Annotated in this window: 17 protein-coding genes; 7 read left to right on the forward strand and 10 right to left on the reverse strand. The window is 40.2% G+C overall.

All coding sequences use genetic code 11. The features are described 5' to 3' along the window. The first annotated feature begins 143 nt into the window (after window positions 1–143). The gene (locus tag V7O61_RS12065) at window positions 144–1,895 is read left to right on the forward strand and encodes a chloride channel protein (RefSeq protein WP_407281652.1); all 1,752 of its coding nucleotides are present in this window, start codon (window positions 144–146) and stop codon (window positions 1,893–1,895) included. Between the two features lie 51 nt (window positions 1,896–1,946). Here V7O61_RS12065 and V7O61_RS12070 read toward each other — a convergent pair whose 3' ends face one another. From V7O61_RS12070 to cgi121, 3 genes are all read right to left on the reverse strand, one after another. Then, complete coding sequence (locus V7O61_RS12070) at window positions 1,947–3,239, reverse strand: tRNA (N(6)-L-threonylcarbamoyladenosine(37)-C(2))-methylthiotransferase (RefSeq protein ID WP_407283397.1); 1,293 nt, start codon at window positions 3,237–3,239, stop codon at window positions 1,947–1,949. Window positions 3,240–3,258: 19 nt separating this feature from the next. Next, window positions 3,259–4,350 carry a class II fructose-bisphosphatase gene (glpX, locus tag V7O61_RS12075; RefSeq protein WP_023845739.1) on the reverse strand — a complete coding sequence of 364 codons (1,092 nt, stop codon included), beginning with the start codon at window positions 4,348–4,350 and terminating at the stop codon, window positions 3,259–3,261. A gap of 118 nt (window positions 4,351–4,468) precedes the next feature. Further along, window positions 4,469–4,978, reverse strand: coding sequence for a KEOPS complex subunit Cgi121 (gene cgi121 / locus V7O61_RS12080; RefSeq protein WP_048135370.1), 510 nt, complete (start codon window positions 4,976–4,978; stop codon window positions 4,469–4,471). A 139-nt stretch (window positions 4,979–5,117) separates the two neighbouring features. Here cgi121 and V7O61_RS12085 point away from each other — a divergent pair, with 139 nt between their 5' ends. The 3 genes from V7O61_RS12085 to V7O61_RS12095 all read left to right on the forward strand — a co-directional run bounded on the left by V7O61_RS12085 (window position 5,118) and on the right by V7O61_RS12095 (window position 10,303). Continuing rightward, a complete protein-coding gene (locus V7O61_RS12085; protein ID WP_156916272.1) occupies window positions 5,118–5,273 on the forward strand; it encodes a hypothetical protein in 156 nt (51 codons plus the stop codon). Between the two features lie 317 nt (window positions 5,274–5,590). Continuing rightward, window positions 5,591–8,479 (forward strand): leucine--tRNA ligase, encoded by a 2,889-nt coding sequence (leuS, locus tag V7O61_RS12090; RefSeq protein ID WP_407281651.1) that lies wholly within the window; start codon window positions 5,591–5,593, stop codon window positions 8,477–8,479. Window positions 8,480–8,608: 129 nt separating this feature from the next. Further along, the gene (locus V7O61_RS12095) at window positions 8,609–10,303 is read left to right on the forward strand and encodes an ATP-binding protein (protein ID WP_407281650.1); all 1,695 of its coding nucleotides are present in this window, start codon (window positions 8,609–8,611) and stop codon (window positions 10,301–10,303) included. Between the two features lie 32 nt (window positions 10,304–10,335). Here V7O61_RS12095 and V7O61_RS12100 read toward each other — a convergent pair whose 3' ends face one another. From V7O61_RS12100 to V7O61_RS12110, 3 genes are read right to left on the reverse strand one after another with little or no spacing between them, the layout of a single operon-like run. Beyond that, entirely contained in the window at window positions 10,336–11,136 is an 801-nt protein-coding gene (locus V7O61_RS12100) for a nitrilase-related carbon-nitrogen hydrolase (protein WP_407281649.1), read from the reverse strand. Window positions 11,137–11,191: 55 nt separating this feature from the next. After that, on the reverse strand, window positions 11,192–11,593 hold the full coding sequence (gene tsaA, locus V7O61_RS12105) for a tRNA (N6-threonylcarbamoyladenosine(37)-N6)-methyltransferase TrmO (protein WP_407281648.1): 402 nt from the start codon (window positions 11,591–11,593) through the stop codon (window positions 11,192–11,194). A 51-nt stretch (window positions 11,594–11,644) separates the two neighbouring features. Then, window positions 11,645–12,256 carry a hypothetical protein gene (locus V7O61_RS12110; protein WP_288070479.1) on the reverse strand — a complete coding sequence of 204 codons (612 nt, stop codon included), beginning with the start codon at window positions 12,254–12,256 and terminating at the stop codon, window positions 11,645–11,647. 526 nt (window positions 12,257–12,782) lie between these two features. On the opposite strand from V7O61_RS12110, the gene V7O61_RS12115 reads away from it, so the two are divergent. The 3 genes from V7O61_RS12115 to V7O61_RS12125 are packed head-to-tail and all read left to right on the forward strand — an operon-like array spanning window position 12,783 to window position 14,632. Then, window positions 12,783–13,298 carry an ArsR family transcriptional regulator gene (locus tag V7O61_RS12115; RefSeq protein WP_023845732.1) on the forward strand — a complete coding sequence of 172 codons (516 nt, stop codon included), beginning with the start codon at window positions 12,783–12,785 and terminating at the stop codon, window positions 13,296–13,298. Beyond that, entirely contained in the window at window positions 13,295–14,083 is a 789-nt protein-coding gene (locus tag V7O61_RS12120) for a winged helix-turn-helix transcriptional regulator (RefSeq protein ID WP_023845731.1), read from the forward strand. Before V7O61_RS12115 ends, V7O61_RS12120 begins: the two co-directional genes overlap by 4 nt. A gap of 15 nt (window positions 14,084–14,098) precedes the next feature. Next, complete coding sequence (locus tag V7O61_RS12125) at window positions 14,099–14,632, forward strand: metallophosphoesterase (RefSeq protein ID WP_407281647.1); 534 nt, start codon at window positions 14,099–14,101, stop codon at window positions 14,630–14,632. Between the two features lie 15 nt (window positions 14,633–14,647). Here the strand turns inward: V7O61_RS12125 and V7O61_RS12130 are convergent, their stop codons facing one another. The 4 genes from V7O61_RS12130 to V7O61_RS12145 form a co-directional block, all read right to left on the reverse strand. After that, on the reverse strand, window positions 14,648–14,878 hold the full coding sequence (locus tag V7O61_RS12130; protein ID WP_048136079.1) for a hypothetical protein: 231 nt from the start codon (window positions 14,876–14,878) through the stop codon (window positions 14,648–14,650). A gap of 121 nt (window positions 14,879–14,999) precedes the next feature. Continuing rightward, window positions 15,000–15,566, reverse strand: coding sequence for an RPA family protein (locus V7O61_RS12135; protein ID WP_288070483.1), 567 nt, complete (start codon window positions 15,564–15,566; stop codon window positions 15,000–15,002). 1 nt (window position 15,567) lies between these two features. Then, entirely contained in the window at window positions 15,568–16,494 is a 927-nt protein-coding gene (locus V7O61_RS12140) for a replication factor A (protein ID WP_407281646.1), read from the reverse strand. Between the two features lie 146 nt (window positions 16,495–16,640). Then, entirely contained in the window at window positions 16,641–18,875 is a 2,235-nt protein-coding gene (locus V7O61_RS12145) for an amino acid permease (protein WP_288070139.1), read from the reverse strand. Between the last annotated feature and the right edge of the window lie 15 nt (window positions 18,876–18,890).

Here is an 18,890-nt window from a genome sequence, read left to right on the forward strand (position 1 = left end):
TATTTTATAGAATTGAATACATCAGTAATGTATTGACAACTTCGTCATAAACAATGTGATAATAGATAAGAATAGTGATTCAAAAAATATATCTATAATGTACATGTTACACCAGCCACCTATTATGAATAGAGATGAAATCTTTGGATGATAAAACAGCCTTCCAAAAATTCAAGCAAAACACGATCCAATGGCTACACACAGAGTCACTGATCTCTAACTCACTTGCAGTTATCATCGGAGTACTTACAGGACTTGCTATAGTATTCTATGATACTTTATTGGATTTCAGTCATAACTCATTTTTTGGAACTGTATCTCACACATCAAGATATTTCATAATACTCCTGCCTGCAATAGGTGGACTTCTTGTAGGCATCCTTGCCCACTTTTTTATCAACACCAGGCGGTATGACATTGAAGAAATTATTGAAGCAACCGCCTTGCGTGGTGGTAAAATGTCTCCTCGCAATGCTCTTCTCGAAGTCCTTGCATCAATCATATCCATAGGATCAGGTGGCTCAGCCGGAAAAGAAGCACCTGTCGTCCTTGCAGGATCAGGAATAGGATCTGGTCTTGCCAATTTACTGAAAATTCACGGAAACAGAGTAAAGATACTGATAGGATGTGGAGCTTCAAGTGGTATTGCCGCAGCATACAACGCACCCCTTGCAGGTGTGGTTTTTGTTGTGGAAGTTATTCTTGGAGAACTGGAAGCCAGCAGTTTCATACCCATTGTCGTGTCAGCAGTTTTTGCAACAATTGTTTCAAGTCTTGTGTTTGGTGTGGAAAACATAGGAGTTGCCTCTTATGAATTCGTTAATCCACTTCATGAATTCATGCTCTATCTCCTTTTAGGAATTATTGCAGGACTAACATCTGCATTGCTTATGCGTGCTCTTTTTGGTACACACAAAGCCTTTGACTCCCTGCAGATCCATCCAGTGATAAAGCCTGCAGTAGGCGGACTTTTTGTTGGATTAATCGGATATTTTTACCCTCAGGTTTTTGGTGTCGGTTATGATGTAATAACTGATGCCCTCAATGGGAATCTCACATTACAGTTGATGTTTTTACTGATATTTTTGAAAATAATCGCATTCTCATTAACCATGGGTTCCGGCGGCTCCGGTGGTTCTATTGTACCAGCACTTTTTGTAGGAGCAATGATGGGAGGAAGCTACGGATCAATAGTTCATGGACTGTTCCCTGATGTTACAGCAGAATCAGGCGCATACGCTCTTGTTGGAATGGGAGCAGTATTTGCAGGAACAAGCAGAGCACCTCTTGCATCCATTCTCATCCTATTCGAACTGACAAGAGATTATAATATGATACTCCCTATTATGCTGGCATGTGTTGTCAGTAACGTCATTTCCAGTTCCATAAATTCAGAATCCATTTTTACAGAAGGACTTCACCGCAGAGGATTTACTATCCGCAAAGGCAGGGAAGTTGATATTATGGAAGCACTTCTTGTCAAGGATGCAATGAAACATAATGTTCAAACCGTATCCGAAAACAAGAATGTAGGTGCACTTATTGCACTTATGCAGTCAAGCAGACATGCAGGTTTCCCGGTACTTGACTCCAACGGTCAGCTTTCAGGTATTGTAACTCTCAAGGATGTCAGGGACAAAGTAGGCCATGGCGAACTTGAAAAAACCATCACAGAAATATGTACCAAAGATGTGGCGGTAGCCTATCAGGATGAAACACTGAATACTGTACTAAAACGTCTTGCTGCAAAAGATATAGGCAGGCTTCCAGTAGTATCCAGATCTGATAGCAACAAACTGTTGGGAATTATCACACGCAGTGATATTGTCAAACTCTATGACAAGAAGATACTGGACAAGGTTCAAAGACTTCAAAAAATGAATCCTGAGCAGTGAAAAACCTTAATTGAATTCAAATATCTGATTTTTACATTCTGAACAGAAATATCAATTTGAACTAACAATACGACCCAGGAAATATCCAGGTGTCACATCATAGATTAGCACACGACATGTTATTCCGGGCTGTAAATCACACTCAGGAATTACAACCGGTTTGTATGATGCAGTCCTTGCCATCATACCTTTCTGCTTTGCAGGTTTTGACAGGAAAACTTCCACTTCCTTTCCAATCATTCCTTCACGGGTAGCAAGCTTTACAGCCTCACACACTTCATGAAGCTCATTGGACCTGTTCACAACAACACGGGAATCTATTTTGCGCATATCCCATGCTTTTGTATGAGGTCTTGGAGTAAAGCGGGAAATGTTCACCTTTTCAGGCTTCCATTCCTTCACCCATTCAACAGTCTTTTCAAAATCCTCATCTGTTTCACCGGGATAACCTGCAATGATATCTGTAAAAATAGTCATGTCAGAGAATCTTTCCCTGAAAGCCTCGATGATAGTATTGGTTTCTGAAATTGAATGATACCGGTTCATATCCTTTAAGACATCATCTGAAGCAGATTGTATTGGCAGGTGGAGGAATTTGTATATCCTTTCATCCTCAAATGCATCAAGCAGATCGTCAAGAATAGGAATCACTGAGAATGGATTCATCATTCCCACACGTATCCTGTAATTTCCTGGTATCCTGCATATCATTTTCAGCAACTGTGGCAGCAAAACCTCTTTATCAGTTCCATACTGACCATTATCCTGGGAAGTCAGCCAGATCTCACGGCAGCCATCATCAACTGCTCTCTGGATATCATCAATGATTTCCTCGGGCTCAAAAGAAGATAAGTTTCCACGTGCTATTGTAACAATACAATAAGCACATGCATAATTGCAGCCCTGGGAAAGCTGACAGATATGAATATTAGAATTATAGCGGATTCGTGGAACGCTCTGGAAACCCTCCGGCTCTTCAAGGAATAGTTTTACACTGCCGCCTGTAAGTTCATTGCGTGAAAGAGAATCAAGAACCTGACCTAATCTGGATATTGAATTAACACCCAGTATATGAGCATCGGGATTCTGGTGCATTATGTCCTCAAGCTGTACTTCAGGCATGCATCCAGTTACGATAACAGCTATTCCTTTTTCACCGAATTCCCGAATCTTATGAAGAATTTTCTGCTCGGTGCTGTACTTCACAGTACATGTATTGATAACAACAACTTCGGCATCGTTCTCAGGGACAAGTTCATGTCCGCCGTCCCTGACACTTGCCTTCATAATTTCGGCTGATGCCTGACTGGCAGAGCAGCCGTATGTAGAAATATGTACTTTCATTTTAAGATAATTAACCTTATCAGCCCATTCTGAGAGGGTTCTTTTCCTTGTCATGGATGTAAATAGTATCAGTAAACTTCACAACACCGGAACTTCCCATGGTTATACTGTGAACTCTGGCATCACCTTCACCAAAAAGACTTACGCCTTTGAGCAAAATTCCCGGAGTTACTCCGGTTGCAGAGAATATTATATCTTTTCCGGGAGCAAGTTTATCGATGTCCATTACATCATTGATATTTTCTTCGGTGATTCCCATGGTTTCAAGTCTTGGCATTTTTTCAGCTTTTTCAGCTTCTATCTCTTCAGGTGTACCGCCATTTGCAACAGTTGGAAGAACAAGTCTTGCAAGCATCTTACCACCAAGTATCTTCATTGCTGCTGCTGTCAGGACTGCTTCACCTGAGCCGCCTGCACCAAGAACCATATGGATTCCTGAACCACGTATGGCAGTTGCGATTCCAGGCATTAGATCTCCGTCACTTATGAGATTCACTCTTGCACCGGTCCCTCTGATCTCTTTTATTTTCTCCTTGTGTCTTTGCCTGTCAAGAATTACAACAACAAGCTCGTCAATATTTCTATTGAAAGCCTTGGCAACGATCTCAAGATTGCGAATTACAGGTGCATCCAGATCAATTTTTTCATCAGGATGTGCTTTTTCGTACTTGACAACTTCAGGACCAACAACTATCTTATCCATATAGATATCTGGTCCGTGGAAAAGTCCTTCCCTCTCTGCCATAGCCATTACGGCTATTGCACCTGGAATTCCATCAGCAGCAAGATTTGTTCCTTCAAGAGGATCGACTGCGATATCTACTTCAAGGTCACCTTCACCTGTTCCCACTTCTTCACCGATGTAAAGCATAGGTGCTTCATCGCGCTCGCCTTCACCAATTTTGATGATGCCTTTCATATCAAGACAGTTCAGCATCCTTCGCATGGCTTCAACTGAAACCTGGTCAGCGTAGTTCTTGTCACCACGACCCATCTGGTAAGAAGCTGCAATTGCTGCTGCTTCTGTAACGTGTAAAAGTCTGGGCAAAAGGGAACATTCGATTGGTCCTGCACATTTAATGAGAGCTTCTGCGGTTTTCGGATGAGGCATAGTTATCTTTTCCTAATCGTATTTCTTTCATGAATGATTGTGTGGCACATGTATTAATGTTTACTATATTAGAGTTGCGAGGGCTTTGAATAGCATATGAAAATAGTGAAAACAAAGTCTACTTCAATATATCAACAAGAGCAACTCTTTCCAGTACCAGCAGAGGAATACTACTTTTTCCGGCTGCTTTTATTTCCTGCTCAGTAATGGAGAACTGACTGGCAAGAATTTCATTTTTACTTTCAGAATAAGCAAGTACTGGTTTTTCGCTTACAATTTCCTTTAAATCCTGTATTGTAAGGTCTACATCCCCTGGTTCACCTAGAACAACAAAGACCACATTCATGTCACCTTCATGAACTCCCATCGAGAATGCTTCTTCTATCTGCCTTTTTCCCGAAGCAAACCTCATAATTTCAACACCTGTATCACGGGCTACATTGGATCCATTTTCAACAGCCCTCAGAGCTTTTTCAACAGCAAGAGAAATGTGCTCCTCACCTGCAATTTTGTCCGCGTCCATTGCCTGTACAATAGTGTTATGTAAAGAGGAAACAGATGCCAGCTCTTTTAAAAACACAGGTACTTTACGGATAGATACAGAACCACCAATCGTCTTGAATTCCATATTACTGAATACACAGGTAACCGAGAATAAGCGTAACGGTCTGAACCCCAGAGAAACATTAATACGAACAATATTGCACATGTGTAACTGGTTAACTTTATTACATGTTGAGTGCAATAGTTAAGAAGGAGCTGGGGCTATGAACGAACATTGCGAAACAGCAAACAATATCAGAGAACGCTATCGATGCTATAACTGCGGATATAACATGGAAGTATTAAACCCATGTCACAGTTGTGGAGAAGGAGAGTTCAGATGTCCTTTTTGTGGAGAACACATGTCAAGACAATGGTGAAAATGTAAAACCATTGGTATTCTTTTTCAGAACAAAGTCAACCTACCTTCTGGTTTGACCTGAAGCAACATAGACTGCCTTTTCCGTGTGTTTTATGTAGGTTGTTATTTATTACCACATCAAACACTATTGAAAATAAACAATTGAATATTACCCTTGAGTCTCATCTTACATTCTGGAATTAAAACCAGATTTTGTTGATGAAAGCCATGAGTTAGATTAATTCAGGATGAATACAGAAAGTTAATATTTCACCTGACTTAAGTTAATATAGAAACTCTTGCGGTAAATTACACCCGGTGTGAGAGGTGCTTACAATGGAACAGGATTATGATCCACATGGAATAGAAAACAAATGGCAAAGCCGTTGGAATGAAAGCAGGATATTCGAGCCAGAGCCTGATGAAAGGGAAAAATTCTTTATCACTATCCCTTACCCATACTTAAACGGCAATTTACACGCCGGGCACACAAGGACATTCACCATCGGTGACGTTATTGCCAGGCACAGGAGAATGCTTGGTTACAATGTACTTTACCCAATGGGATTCCACGTTACAGGAACACCTATTGTAGGACTCGCTGAACAAATTGAAAACAAGGATCCGCAAACAATGGATGTTTATTCCCGCCTTCACGGAATACCTGAGGATATCCTTGAAACACTTACAAAACCTGAAAGAATAGTAGACTATTTCAGCGTGGAAGCTGAAAAAGCGATGCGTGCAATTGGTTATTCCATTGACTGGAGACGCAAGTTTACAACCACTGACCCTACATATAAGAAGTTCATTGAATGGCAGTTCAACCTTCTTCATGAAAAAGGTCTCATAGTTAAAGGAGCGCATCCTGTTAAATGGTGTCCAAACGACAACAATCCGGTAGAAGACCACGATATTCTTCATGGTGAAGAAGCCACTATTGTTGATTTTACACTTGTCAAATTTACCTATGAAGGTATGGTACTGCCATGTGCAACACTTCGACCTGAAACTATTTTCGGAGTTACAAACCTCTGGATAAATCCTGATATAGAACACGCAAAAATCAAGGTTAGCAAAGATGGACGCGAAGAGATATGGATTGTCAGTCAGGAAGCTCACAGGAAACTTACGTTTACAGACAGAGAAGTTGAATTCATAGAGAATGTTCCTGGAAAAGAGCTTGTGGGGCTAAAAGTTCAAAACCCGCTCTCAGGAAACGAGGTTATCACACTTCCTGCATCATTTGTCAAACCCGGAAACGGCAGCGGTATTGTCATGAGTGTGCCTGCACATGCACCTTATGATTATCTTGCACTCAAAGACCTTTACGATAAAGACCTGTCCGAATATGGAATTACGGAAGACCTGAAAGAGATTAAACTGATATCACTTATCCAGGCCAAGGAATTCGGAGAATATCCGGCAGTTGAAGCAGTCGAGCAACTTGGCGCTAAAGACCAGAATGATCCGAAAGCCGAGGAAGCAACAAAGATGGTGTATCGCCGTGAATTCCATGGTGGAGTCCTTAAAGAGAACACCGGAAAATATGCAGGTGTTGCAGTTTCCAAAATAAAGGACATCCTCACACGTGATCTGCTTGATGAAGGAATCGGGGAAGTATTCCACGAATTCAGTGAACCTGTAGTATGCCGCTGCGGAACAAAATGTGTCGTGAATATGGTAAAAGGACAATGGTTCCTTAACTACTCAGATCCGCAGTGGAAAGCAAAAGTCTACAAATGTATTGAGAATATGGACATCATCCCTGAGGAGATCAGAGTTGAGTTTAACAACAAGGTAGACTGGCTTAAGGACAAGGCATGTGCCAGGAAGAAAGGTCTTGGAACAAAGCTGCCATTTGATACAAACTGGCTTATCGAATCACTTGGCGATTCTACAATTTACATGTCATACTACATAATGAACAAGTTCTTTGCACAGGGTGTTGATGTTGATCAACTGAAACCTTCACTCTTTGATTACGTACTTCTTGGAAAAGGTTCAGTCCAGCAGACAGCCATTGACACCGGACTTTCAGAACAGTTAATTGCTAACATTAAATCAGACTTTGATTACTGGTATCCTGTTGACCTGAGATCATCAGGAAAAGACCTTGTACCAAACCACCTGTTGTTTTTCCTCTTCCACCACGTTGCAATATTTGATGAGGACAAATGGCCGCGCAGTCTTGCAGTTAATGGATTCGTTTCCCTTGAAGGCCAGAAGATGAGCAAGTCCAAAGGACCAATACTTACTCTTATGGAAGCTGTTGGCGACTACGGAGCAGACATTTCACGTATGTACATTCTTTCAAGTGCCGAGCAGACCCAGGACGCAGACTGGAGAAATGTGGGCGTTGAAAGCGCAAAGAAACAGGTTGAAAGGTTCTACAAGCTTGCAATGGAAATTATTGATTCAGGTGCCACATCAGGAATTGACGGTGAACTGAAGCTTATTGACCGCTGGATGCTCAGCAGGCTTCAGCAGTGCGTCAGGGAAACTAACAATGACATGACATCCATCAGGACAAGAAGTGCACTGCAGAATGCATTCTTCCTGCTTTACAATGATGTAAAGTGGTACCAGCGAAGAGGCGGAAGCGCACTGCTTTACGATGTACTGGATGTATGGGTCCGCCTGATGGCTCCATTCACACCTCACATCTGTGAAGAGATCTGGAGTGCAATGGGTCACGGCGAAGGAGACTTCGTATCCCAGGCAGCATATCCTATATTCTGCCCAAGATTCGTTGATAATGACGCGGAACTTGCCGAGGAACTCATGTGCAGCACACTTTCAGACATAGAAGAGATCATCAAGGTCACAAAAATAACACCGAAAATGGTAGCTCTTTACACTGCACCAGAGTGGAAAATAAAAGCTTTCAAGATGGCTCTTGAGATGAAGAATGAAGAAGATCTCAACCCAGGAAAACTTATCAAGACATTGATGGCAGATCCAGAGAACCGCAAATACGGCAAAGAAATACCAAAATATGTCCAGAAGCTTGTGCCTGATATGTGCAGCGTGAAGACCGAAAGATTTGAGATGCTGCTTGGAATGAGTCTTGATGAGATGACAATACTTAAAGAGAATATTGGATGTCTTGAAAACGAAATAGGCTGTTCCATACAGGTTTACAGTGCTGATGAGCCGGAATATGATCCGGAAAGTAAATCCAGATTTGCAGCACCACTCAGACCTGCAATATATTTAGAATAAGATACTGGTTTTTAACCAGTATTTCTCTTTTTTGTTTTTATTTTTGTATCCTATGTTACGAGAAGCGTTAAAATATACGATAAATATAAATTTGAAGCCAATAAAATATAATTAATTATTGTGCATCAAATGAACGTAAAAAATCAGACTCCCGATGAAAGCAACGAAAGGAAAGTCAGGCTTGCAGCCAGAACGTCTCTTGTTTTCATGATACTCAGTTTCCTGCTGGTTACATGTGCTGGTGCAAATTCCACAATGGAACTCAAAGTCGGAGTCTATCCGAATGAGCCGCTAATATCACAGGAACAGAACGGAACAGCCATCGGGCTTTATGCAGAGATACTGGAGAGTATAGCTGCAAAAGAAGGCTGGGAACTTGAATACGTACCAGGCACACTTGTTCAATCTTATCAGCGGCTTGATAACGGCAGTATAGACATCCTTCCTGCGGTGCCTTTTATTCCGGAAATAGAACAAAAATACATTTTGACTACTGAAGCCCCATACACAGATTGGGGAATAGTTTACACTTACCGAGGATCAGGAATCACTTCCATGAACGATCTTGACCGGAAAAGAATAGCACATGTAGATGACATATTCTATGAAAGCTTCAATTCAAGTCCCGGAAATGGAAACACCAATTACTCATTCATAAGTGCCGGCAGCTATATTGAGATATTCGAACTTCTTGATAACAAAGAAACTGATGCAGGAATTATACCAAGATCATATGGAGAGATTTATGAAGACCAGTTTGATCTTGAAAAAATACCGTTTGTAATATCACCTACAGATATGGTTTTTGCATTATCGAATAATACGAATCCTGAAATTGCAAAGCAGATAGATGCAGATATATCCCAGATGATTACGGAAAACGGCACTATCCACTATATGCAGGAGAATATTGATAAAGACATAACTGAAGAAAATCTCTCTACATGGGAAAGTCCTTCCTGGCTTAAGTTCTCTGTTGGCATTGGAGGCGGCCTTCTTCTGATATTTGTAATATTAAGTCTCACTCTTAAAAATAAAGTTGAAGAGAAAACGTATGAACTGAATTCCAAGAACAGGGAACTTGAAGTTGAGATTCGGGAGAGAAAGATTGCAGAAGAAAAGCTGAAACAATACTCTCTTGATCTGAAAAATTCAAATGAATTGAAGGATCTCTTTACAGATATACTCAGGCATGATCTCATAAACCCTGCAACTGTTATCAAAGGTTATGTAGAGTTCCTTATGGAAATGGAAGAAGAGCCCCGAAAAAAAGAGGCAATGGAAGCCATTGAAAGGAACAACAAGAAGCTTATAGAGTTAATTGAGAATGCGGCCCATCTTGCAAAACTTGAGAATATGGATGATATGACTTTTAAGACACTTGATCTAAAAGAAATAATAGAAGAGGTTATAGAACATCTCATTCCAAAGCTTGAAGAAAAGGATATAACCGTATCGTTCAATCCATCAGGCACTTATCCTGCAGATGTGAATACAACAATAGAAGATGTTTTTTCCAATCTTATCAGCAATGCTATCAAATACAGCCCATCAGGAACTAATATTGATATATGCGTCAAAGATGTTGATGATGCATGGGAAATAGAGATTTCTGATGAAGGAGAAGGAATTCCTGATGAGGAAAAGCCATTTGTTTTTGATCGCTTTAAAAGAGCACACAAAGTCAATATAAAAGGAACAGGACTGGGGCTTGCTATTGTTAAACGTATAGTTGACCTTCATGAAGGAACAGTTGAGGTCTTTGACAGAGCTGGCATGAAAGGAACAACATTCAAAGTAAGGCTGCAAAAAACAAAGATATAAAAACAGAAAAGATTCAGCTTTTCCTATAAATTCTAATAAATATCTGTCCTGCGATCATCAAACACAGGAATATCATTTCTTATTTTAGTCGTTTTTTCGAGATCAATAGTTCCAAAAATAACTGATTCATCATCACCGGCTTCTTCCATTACATCACCCAGTTGATCCACAATTAAAGAACCTCCAAAGAATGATGAATCGGAACCTTCTCCCACCCTGTTACAGGCAATGTGGGGAATCTGGTTCTCAATAGCTCGTACAATTGCAAGTGAACGCCATATATGCCCTCTTGGACTTGGGAACTCAGCTATTGTTATAAGCATGTCAGACCCCATTAAAGCAAGTTTTCTGGCAACTTCAGGGAAACGTAGTTCATAGCATATCTGAAGACCGATTGTTAAGTTTCTTTTAGGAAGCAGGACAGGAATTATAGAATTCCCTGATGAGAAATACTGTTTTTCCCGCTTGAAAGGATGGGTCTTTCGATAAGTTCCAACAATATTTCCATCTTCCACACAAACACCCAGGTTGTAATACTTTAGACCTGTTGAAGATGCCTGTTTTTCAATAATGGAAAATACCATTACACATTTATTTATCTTTGAGAACGCGCACATCTGCCTGATTGTCTCACCATTTTCATCTTCACTGGAAGTTTCAATTTCGTCATAACAGAAACCTGTGGAAAAAACCTCAGGGAAAACCAGAATATCCGCACCATCAGATAAGGCAGCATTGGCCATGTATAATGCTTTTTCAACATTAGACTGCTTATTGCAATCTGAGATAGCCATCTGAATACAGGCTACTTTGATTCTGCTTTTTCCAGACATTAATAAAATCTCCTTTCCAAAATTATCGATAGATGCAAGTTTTTCTGAAAATATATTATTCAGAGATATAGGGTTTGATATCGAGAATAGGAGTCCCGTTTATTGCATCAAGTCCTTTTACGTGAAGAATATTATTATCAACTTTAAGAAGCTCCACAACAGTAACGCCAATACCATTTGGCCTTTTTGGACTCCTTGATGCAAAAACACCGGCCATTTTACCATCATATCTGCGTTTCTGTATCATGGAAAAACCTTCTGAAAGATGGAAATAAAAGAAGACCTGTATTTTATCAAAGTCTGTAATGCTGTCGAGACCTTCAGCATATTCACTTTTAAGAACAATCAAAGATTCAGTATCTTTTTTCTCTCTTGCAGAAGCAGGTTCAAAAATGCTATTGTCTACAAATCCAATTGGATGCATTAGAATGGAAGTATCATTGTTGTTTTCAGACATAGATATCACGTGCCATAAAATGTAAAACCGGACTTATTGACAACTGCATCATCAACTGAAATCCTCTAATGAAGTTGACTTTGTTTTGGGAATCAGACCAGTGAGATCCACCGAGCTTCTAATTATTTTAAGAAGTATGCAATTTGAATGCTTAAGAATATCTTCATTTATCTTTCCTACCTCATAGGCAGGTTCCGTGGAAGTGATCTTCAGCTTGGTAATTCCTGCTGCATATTCTTTCGGACTTTTTTCCGCAGCTTTTAAGATGCAATCTGATGAAGCAAGATAATCAGCCAGACTTTTTTGGCCGATACCCATACGTGCAAATTCTTCCTTGAAAACCGGCCTTTCAACTATCCTTGAAAGCACATATGCAGCTACCGGAACCATGTAAGCAGGCTCCACAGACCTTATATTTTCAGCTATAAGGGAATGTATATCTTCGGAATCTGCCTGCTCGGTTTCTATAAGACTGTAGACCTTTGAAGGAGGAATCTCAACTTCAGTCAGTTTTCTCATGTCCTTAAGAGCACGCAGGTAACCTGTCATTACAAGACGATGTTCATCAACACCTTTGTCCTTAAGTTCCCTTGTAACACCACTAATTGAAAGCTGGCGGCCTTTAAGAATATCGTTTATTAGTAAATAGATGCTATCAGACATATGACTTTATCATAATTGATAACAAACCTGATATATTTGCCGGTCTCTTCCAAATATAATTTAGTAGAAAACAGGTACATTTAATAAGAATAATGACGTTATAAGAGTCCCTCTTAGGAGGAAGGAAATAGATAGTTATACGTCAGGCAGTATATGCGGCTTTACCGACATGAAAAAATGGTTCTCTCCTGTAATCTGTATGCAACAGTACATAAGAGATATTTCTATGTTCCAATTCGATTAAAAGGAAGATACGGTATTTCGAAGGACTGGTTAACAAAAAACAATGACTTCGTGAGAAAACAAAATAACATGTTCAAAAGAGCCCTCACTCAAAATGAACAGCAGCAAAAACAGTATCTATTTCGAAACATTATGAAATCACAACACATTTATTAAGTTTAACCTCCATATGATAGGTACTAAAAATAGACAACATGTAGGCAATATTTTTCGCATTCCAAGGCGTTCTGAGCCCGAATGTGTCTGTTTTATACCTGGTCCGTTGGCTATACGAGGTAATTAGATGAGTAAACGAACAAGAATTATCAATGATCCTTCCGAACTCGTACCTCTACTTCAGGTTTTTGGATCCCAGAGACACAAAAAAGTATTTGATGCGCTTCTGAACCTTTGGATGACAAAGGAAGATCTTGAAGATCTTTTAGGAACAGATGTAACAAAAAGTATCAACATACTTAAAAAGAGTGGTCTGATAGAAAGTCAGTGGCATATGCCAGAACCCGGGAAGACTCCTGAAAAAGAGTATCGTACATCCTATTCTAAAGTCCAGACAAATTTCCAGTGCTCTTTTGAAGATATGAGCGACATCATCATGCTTACTTTCATGCCTTATGAGGAAGTAAAGGATGCCATTGAAGAACTTGAACAACTGGTAGAGCAGGGTAATGACTCTATGAGCAGTCTTACCAGAGCATTGAACAAGAGTCCCCTGTATATTCGCGCTGTTGCCCGCAGATCCGATAAACTTTCAGTTATGGGACAGAGACTCAAGGTACTTCAAGGCGGAGAGGCAGAATGATAGAACTCCTTCACAGCAAGAGTGGTATAACTAAATTTCAGATCCTGATAGAAGTAGCTGCACATCAGCCTAATGTAAGACAGAAAGAAATTGCTGAGAAAATTGGGGTTACACCCCAGGCAGTTTCTGAATATATAAAGGAGCTGGTTGCAGAAGGTCTTATTTATTCAGAAGGAAGGGTGCGCTACAGAATTACAAAGCAGGGTGTTGAATGGGTACTTGAAAATGCAGCAGATATGAAGAGATATGCACGCTATGTGATGAGCGACATCATAAGTCACGTCTCTACATGGACTGCAATAGCAAGAGAAGACCTTGAAGAAGGAAAGGAAGTCTACCTGAAAATGGAAAGTGGACTGCTTTATGTAAGCACCACTGATGTAACAAATGCAACAGGAACAACAATATCTGCTGCAAAGCAGGGAGAGGATGTAGGTGTTACTGACCTGATGGGACTGATTGACCTTGAAAATGCCAGTATAACTGTGTGCAGGATTCCCAGGGTTGAAAGAGGCGGTTCACATAATGTTGATGTTGAGAGACTCAGAGCACTCGCAAAATCAAAAGCATATATTGCCACAATTGGCGTGGAATCCCTTATAGCTCTTAGAAGAATAGACATGGAACCACATGTGATGTTCGGTGCAAAGGAATCTGTAATAGAAGCTGCATATCACGGCCTGTCATCACTTGTACTTGCCATCGATGAAGAAGTTCCAACCATACTCAGCCGGCTTGAGACTGAGAATCTGGAATACGAACTTGTTGATCTCAGCATACAATAATCCAAGCGAGGAAACATGAAGATCATTATCATATCAGACACTCACTCAAGTAGTGACAGTATTCCTTCATTCCTGTCAGAACTTTTTGATGACTATGAAATGATCATACATGCAGGAGATTTTGATAGTCTTCAATTTTATAAAGCACTTGAAGCCACAGGAAAACTGAAAGCTGTTCATGGAAACTCAGATGAGCCTGCTGTAAGGGAAATCCTTCCTGAGAAGCTTGTATTTGAAGTTGAGGGTGTAAAGATAGGTATTATCCACGAAGCATCACTTTCTATTGTAGATAATACGGCAACAAGATACATGGCTCTTGAAATGGGTGTCGATGTTCTCGTGTTCGGCCACCTTCACAGACCAATTATAGAAAAGAGTGATGTTCTTTTGATATGTCCGGGATCGCCAACAAAGCCACGTATGTCTGATCCCTGCGCAGTTGAACTGGAGATAAATAACGGCACTGTGGCAACGAATATTATTCCTATAACCGGCCAATCCTGCGGATATATTGATTATTCCCGCAAACTTGGGGAAAATAAGAGTTAAATGTTTTCATAAAATTTATTGGCCATTCACAGTTTCTGTTTTAAACATAACACCGCTACCATTTAGTGTCATATGTATCTGATCGGTAAAACGAAGTATTTCATCCAGATTTACATTGTCACCCCAGTCATAGACATAATCATAATTTCCCTGGACTGCCTTGAATCCAAGTGACATAAGACTTCTGTCAATTTCCGAAGGCAGGGCACCATTACTGTTAAACCAGAGTACTAAATAAGTTTTCATAACACCCACTATTTTATCAATGTCGATCTTACTTATGGGAGTTTTGGTCGAAAAGTCAAAGAGTAAAAATAATTCCATAATTCAAAAATAGATGAAAATCAGGGAGTTGAACCCTGATTAATTAATATGTCTCTTTCAGGGATTTCAACGCCTGAGAAACCATTGAAGAATAATGTTTTGCATCGGGATCGTAATACTCCTTTGCCCTCTGGGAGTTTGGAGATGCACTGTCAAGTGCTTTAATCCTGTCAAGAGTGCATTTTGCAGTTTCGATTACCCACATATCTCTTGTCTGCCCATCTACTATGTGAAGCGATTCTGGCCTTACTGAAGTAATAACGTCACCTTCGTTAGTTGTATAAGTGCTTGGCTTACCAACAACCGCTACAAATGCCGGAGTTTCACATTCTGCAAGCACTTGTGCAGCCTCAGGCTGGTACTGACCTGCATATAGAAGGAAAGAACCTGTAGGATCGGTCACTCTTCCACGCCAGTACTCTGAATCAGTTCCTATGTCTTCTTTTTCGATGAGAGTTCCTACTATGAAAATTCTGTTAACTTTAGCACCTGTTGGAGTAAGAAGATATTGCGGAGCATACTGATCATCACCATCCTTAAAACTAAGGTTAGATTCCCTGAATTCCTGTGCAAATATCCTTCTGGCAACTTCCCTTGTATATCCTGCCATCTCAGACCACCTCTGCAGCTGCGATAAGCTCATCCAACTCGGACAGGTCATATGCAAATATTGGAGAAATTGATTCTACTATAAGGTACCTGTCAACCCTTGAACCTTTTACACTATAATATCTTCCTACAAGTGAGTCCTTCATTTTCTCAAGAACAACTCCCTGATCCAGAGCATCAGCAGCAAGTGTAATTGCGCTTTCAAGAGTCATGCCTGTTATTTCTTCCACAAGATCTCTTTTGAGAATTGCATCCTGTATGGAGTTACCATCATCCATTACGGCCTTGATGCGAAGATCATAAACTCCATCTACCTTACCATGTTCCATACATGCCCCTTTTGTAAGGGCACGGTTACATTCCGGGCACCTCTTAATAAGACCTGAACCGGATTGAATGTCCACCATTGCTCCATTGAACTCCACTGTAGCGTTTCCAACTTCAATTTCTTCATCAAGGGTTTCAATAGAACTGCTTTTGTTAACATTAAGCTGGAATTTGCCATTCCACTCGTTCACAACTACATTTTTCAGGAGGTAGCTCTTTCCTTCTTCAACAGAAGATACTCCTGCACTTTCCCAAATTGTGAACTTGATAGTCCCTGTTTCATCACCGATAAGACCTACCTGGGATATGGACTCATGTGTATTATCCCACAGCTGGACAATCTTCCCCCTGATATTTGCCCACTTGCCGTCATCCACATCGGAAATGTTGATAAGAGGAGATTCTGACTGCCCTATATAGAACTCATTCCTCTTGATATTGTATGATTTTAAAAAGTAGTTTACAACGCTTCTGCGTGCTTCTTCCCTTGGCACCTTGAACTTATTAATCATCTTGTCAAGACGCTCTTCAATTTCCCCGATTGGGATCTCCACTCCAAGTTCGCTGAACCTGGCACTAATTTCCTGTGCTAATTGTTTCATTTTAAATCCTCAAGCCTCTTGTTTGTTTCTTCTTATGGAGAGGCAATACTCAGTATGCATCCGGACTATATAACCTAATTCTAAGCTAGGTGAAAGTAATATATAAAGCATATAATCATCGAGCATACATTTACCAGAAGAAAGTATCAGTTTTTGGTTAAACGCATGATATATGACATTACACCCCTTGTTCTTTTCATGAGAACGTACATCAAACCCCTGGAAGAAATTGGCCTATGTTTCTTAATGATTATCACAGGGCCCTTATGACCTTTAGCCAGAACACATGACCTATCACCTATCAAGGAGAAACTGAAACGTTTTCCAGAATCACCTATTACCAGCATGTCACCCATTTCAATAAAATCCAGTATCCCCTCTTCAACTGAAATGTGTTTGATTAGGTGCGTAGATATACTATGAACCGAAGACCCTCCTGAAGCTTTTTCAATATCATTTAAGATGGCATTATAGGATTCATCATCAAGATTTGGGTCTATTACCCTAAGGACATGCAATTCAGCACCAGTACTCTTTGATAGTCTTTTGGAAAGATACAAGCCATAGCTAGAATTATCTTTACCATTATAAGCCACAACTATACGCCTGATTTTAGCAGGAAGATAGCCATTCAATACGACAATGTTCTTACTGGCAGATGACATTACCTGATTAGTAATATTTCCAAACAGAGAATGCAGACAATCCATCTCATGCCAGCCGATTATAATAAAATCAACATCTTCTAGTTCAGCTTGTTCCACAATGGAATTAGTGACATTATGATCAAAAGATATCACGTACTTCCTTTCATGACCCACAATTGCAGGAAATTCTTCGAATTTCTCCCTTAATGCACCATCCACAGCAATCCTATTTGCATGGAATGCATCTCTTGCTTCTGCCAGACCGATCTGTTGAGGCACTTTGATTACATTAAGACCTATGATAGTGTCGCCCAGATTATCTGCAAGATACAATAGATCTTTTTCATGTTTTGGATTTGCAACTGGAACCAGTATCTTAATTGTAGAGCTATCCTTTAACGGAGCCGGGGAAATGTTGTCTTCAAGAACATCAAAAAGATCATATCTGGGAAAGGCTTTTCCTTTACCATAATAATTGTACCAGATCAAGCCCAGAACAATGACAGCAAATGCGAATACCATTGGCAATAATCCCATTGCAGGCAGCAATAAAAGGCTGAAAACAATGCCTATGATCTGAGTGTAAGGGTAAAATGGGTCTCTGAACTTTGGCTTGTATTCATCAAGAGACCTTTTTCTTAGAATCAGAACTGACAGATTGATCAGTACAAAGATGAATATATTGAATGTACTGCCAAGTTTAGCCAGTTGTTCAACATTAAAAAGCAACAATAATAAAATCATCACAATACCTGTAATTAAAATAGCATTGTGTGGAGTATCATGTTTTTTATGGATGCTGACAAACCAACTGGGAATCAGATCATCCCTGCCCATGGCAAAAGGAAATCTGGAAGAAGACATGATTGCAGCATTGGCTGTAGATAAGGTCGCAAGCAATCCACCAATAATAATCAGAATCTTACCAGCATCTCCTGCCATCATTTGAGAAACATCGACAAGCGGTGTCAAAGTATTTAATGATTGATCGTGTGTAAGGCTGCCACTAACAACCAGCATAACACCAACATAGATCAGAGTGACAACACCCACGGATGCAATAAGAGCACGTGGAAGGTTTTTTGATGGATCTTTGACTTCTTCGGATATGGCGGCAAGCTGTGTGATTCCAAGATAAGATATGAAGATAAGACCCGTAGTTGCAAATACAGAACTATAGCCATATGGCATGACAGGATAGAATTTCTCAGTATCAAACATCATCATACCCTTCACAATAAAGAGTGAAAGTATAACAAGGAGAAAAACGACAATAATGTTCTGAAGTGAACCACTACTTCGTGCTCCACGATAATTTATGAACAAAAGGAATAGTCCTGCTGCACTGGCAGTGATTATAACAGGAACAGGTACAAGGACAAAAAAGTAATCAGCCAGACCTATAAGTGCGAAAGAACCTTTAAACACAAGCGCAAGCCATGCTCCTAATCCAATAATAGCACCAAATGCTGCACCCATTGCCCTACTTATGAAATAATAACTTCCTCCTGCCTTCGGCATACCTGTAGCCAGTTCAGCCATGCTGATAGCGGTTGCCATAGATATGACTCCGCCTATCAAAAACGATAATATGGCTGCAGAACCTGCTGAAGAAATCGCTATTCCCGGTAAAATGAAAATACCAGCACCTATCATTGTGCCGGTCCCAATAGCAAAAGTCTGAAAGAAACCCAAACTACGTCCAAGACTTTCACTGGTTTTAATTATGGCCATATTATCCCCATCATA

The sequence above is a fragment of the Methanolobus sp. WCC1 genome (assembly GCF_045690315.1).
Classification (GTDB): domain Archaea; phylum Halobacteriota; class Methanosarcinia; order Methanosarcinales; family Methanosarcinaceae; genus Methanolobus; species Methanolobus tindarius.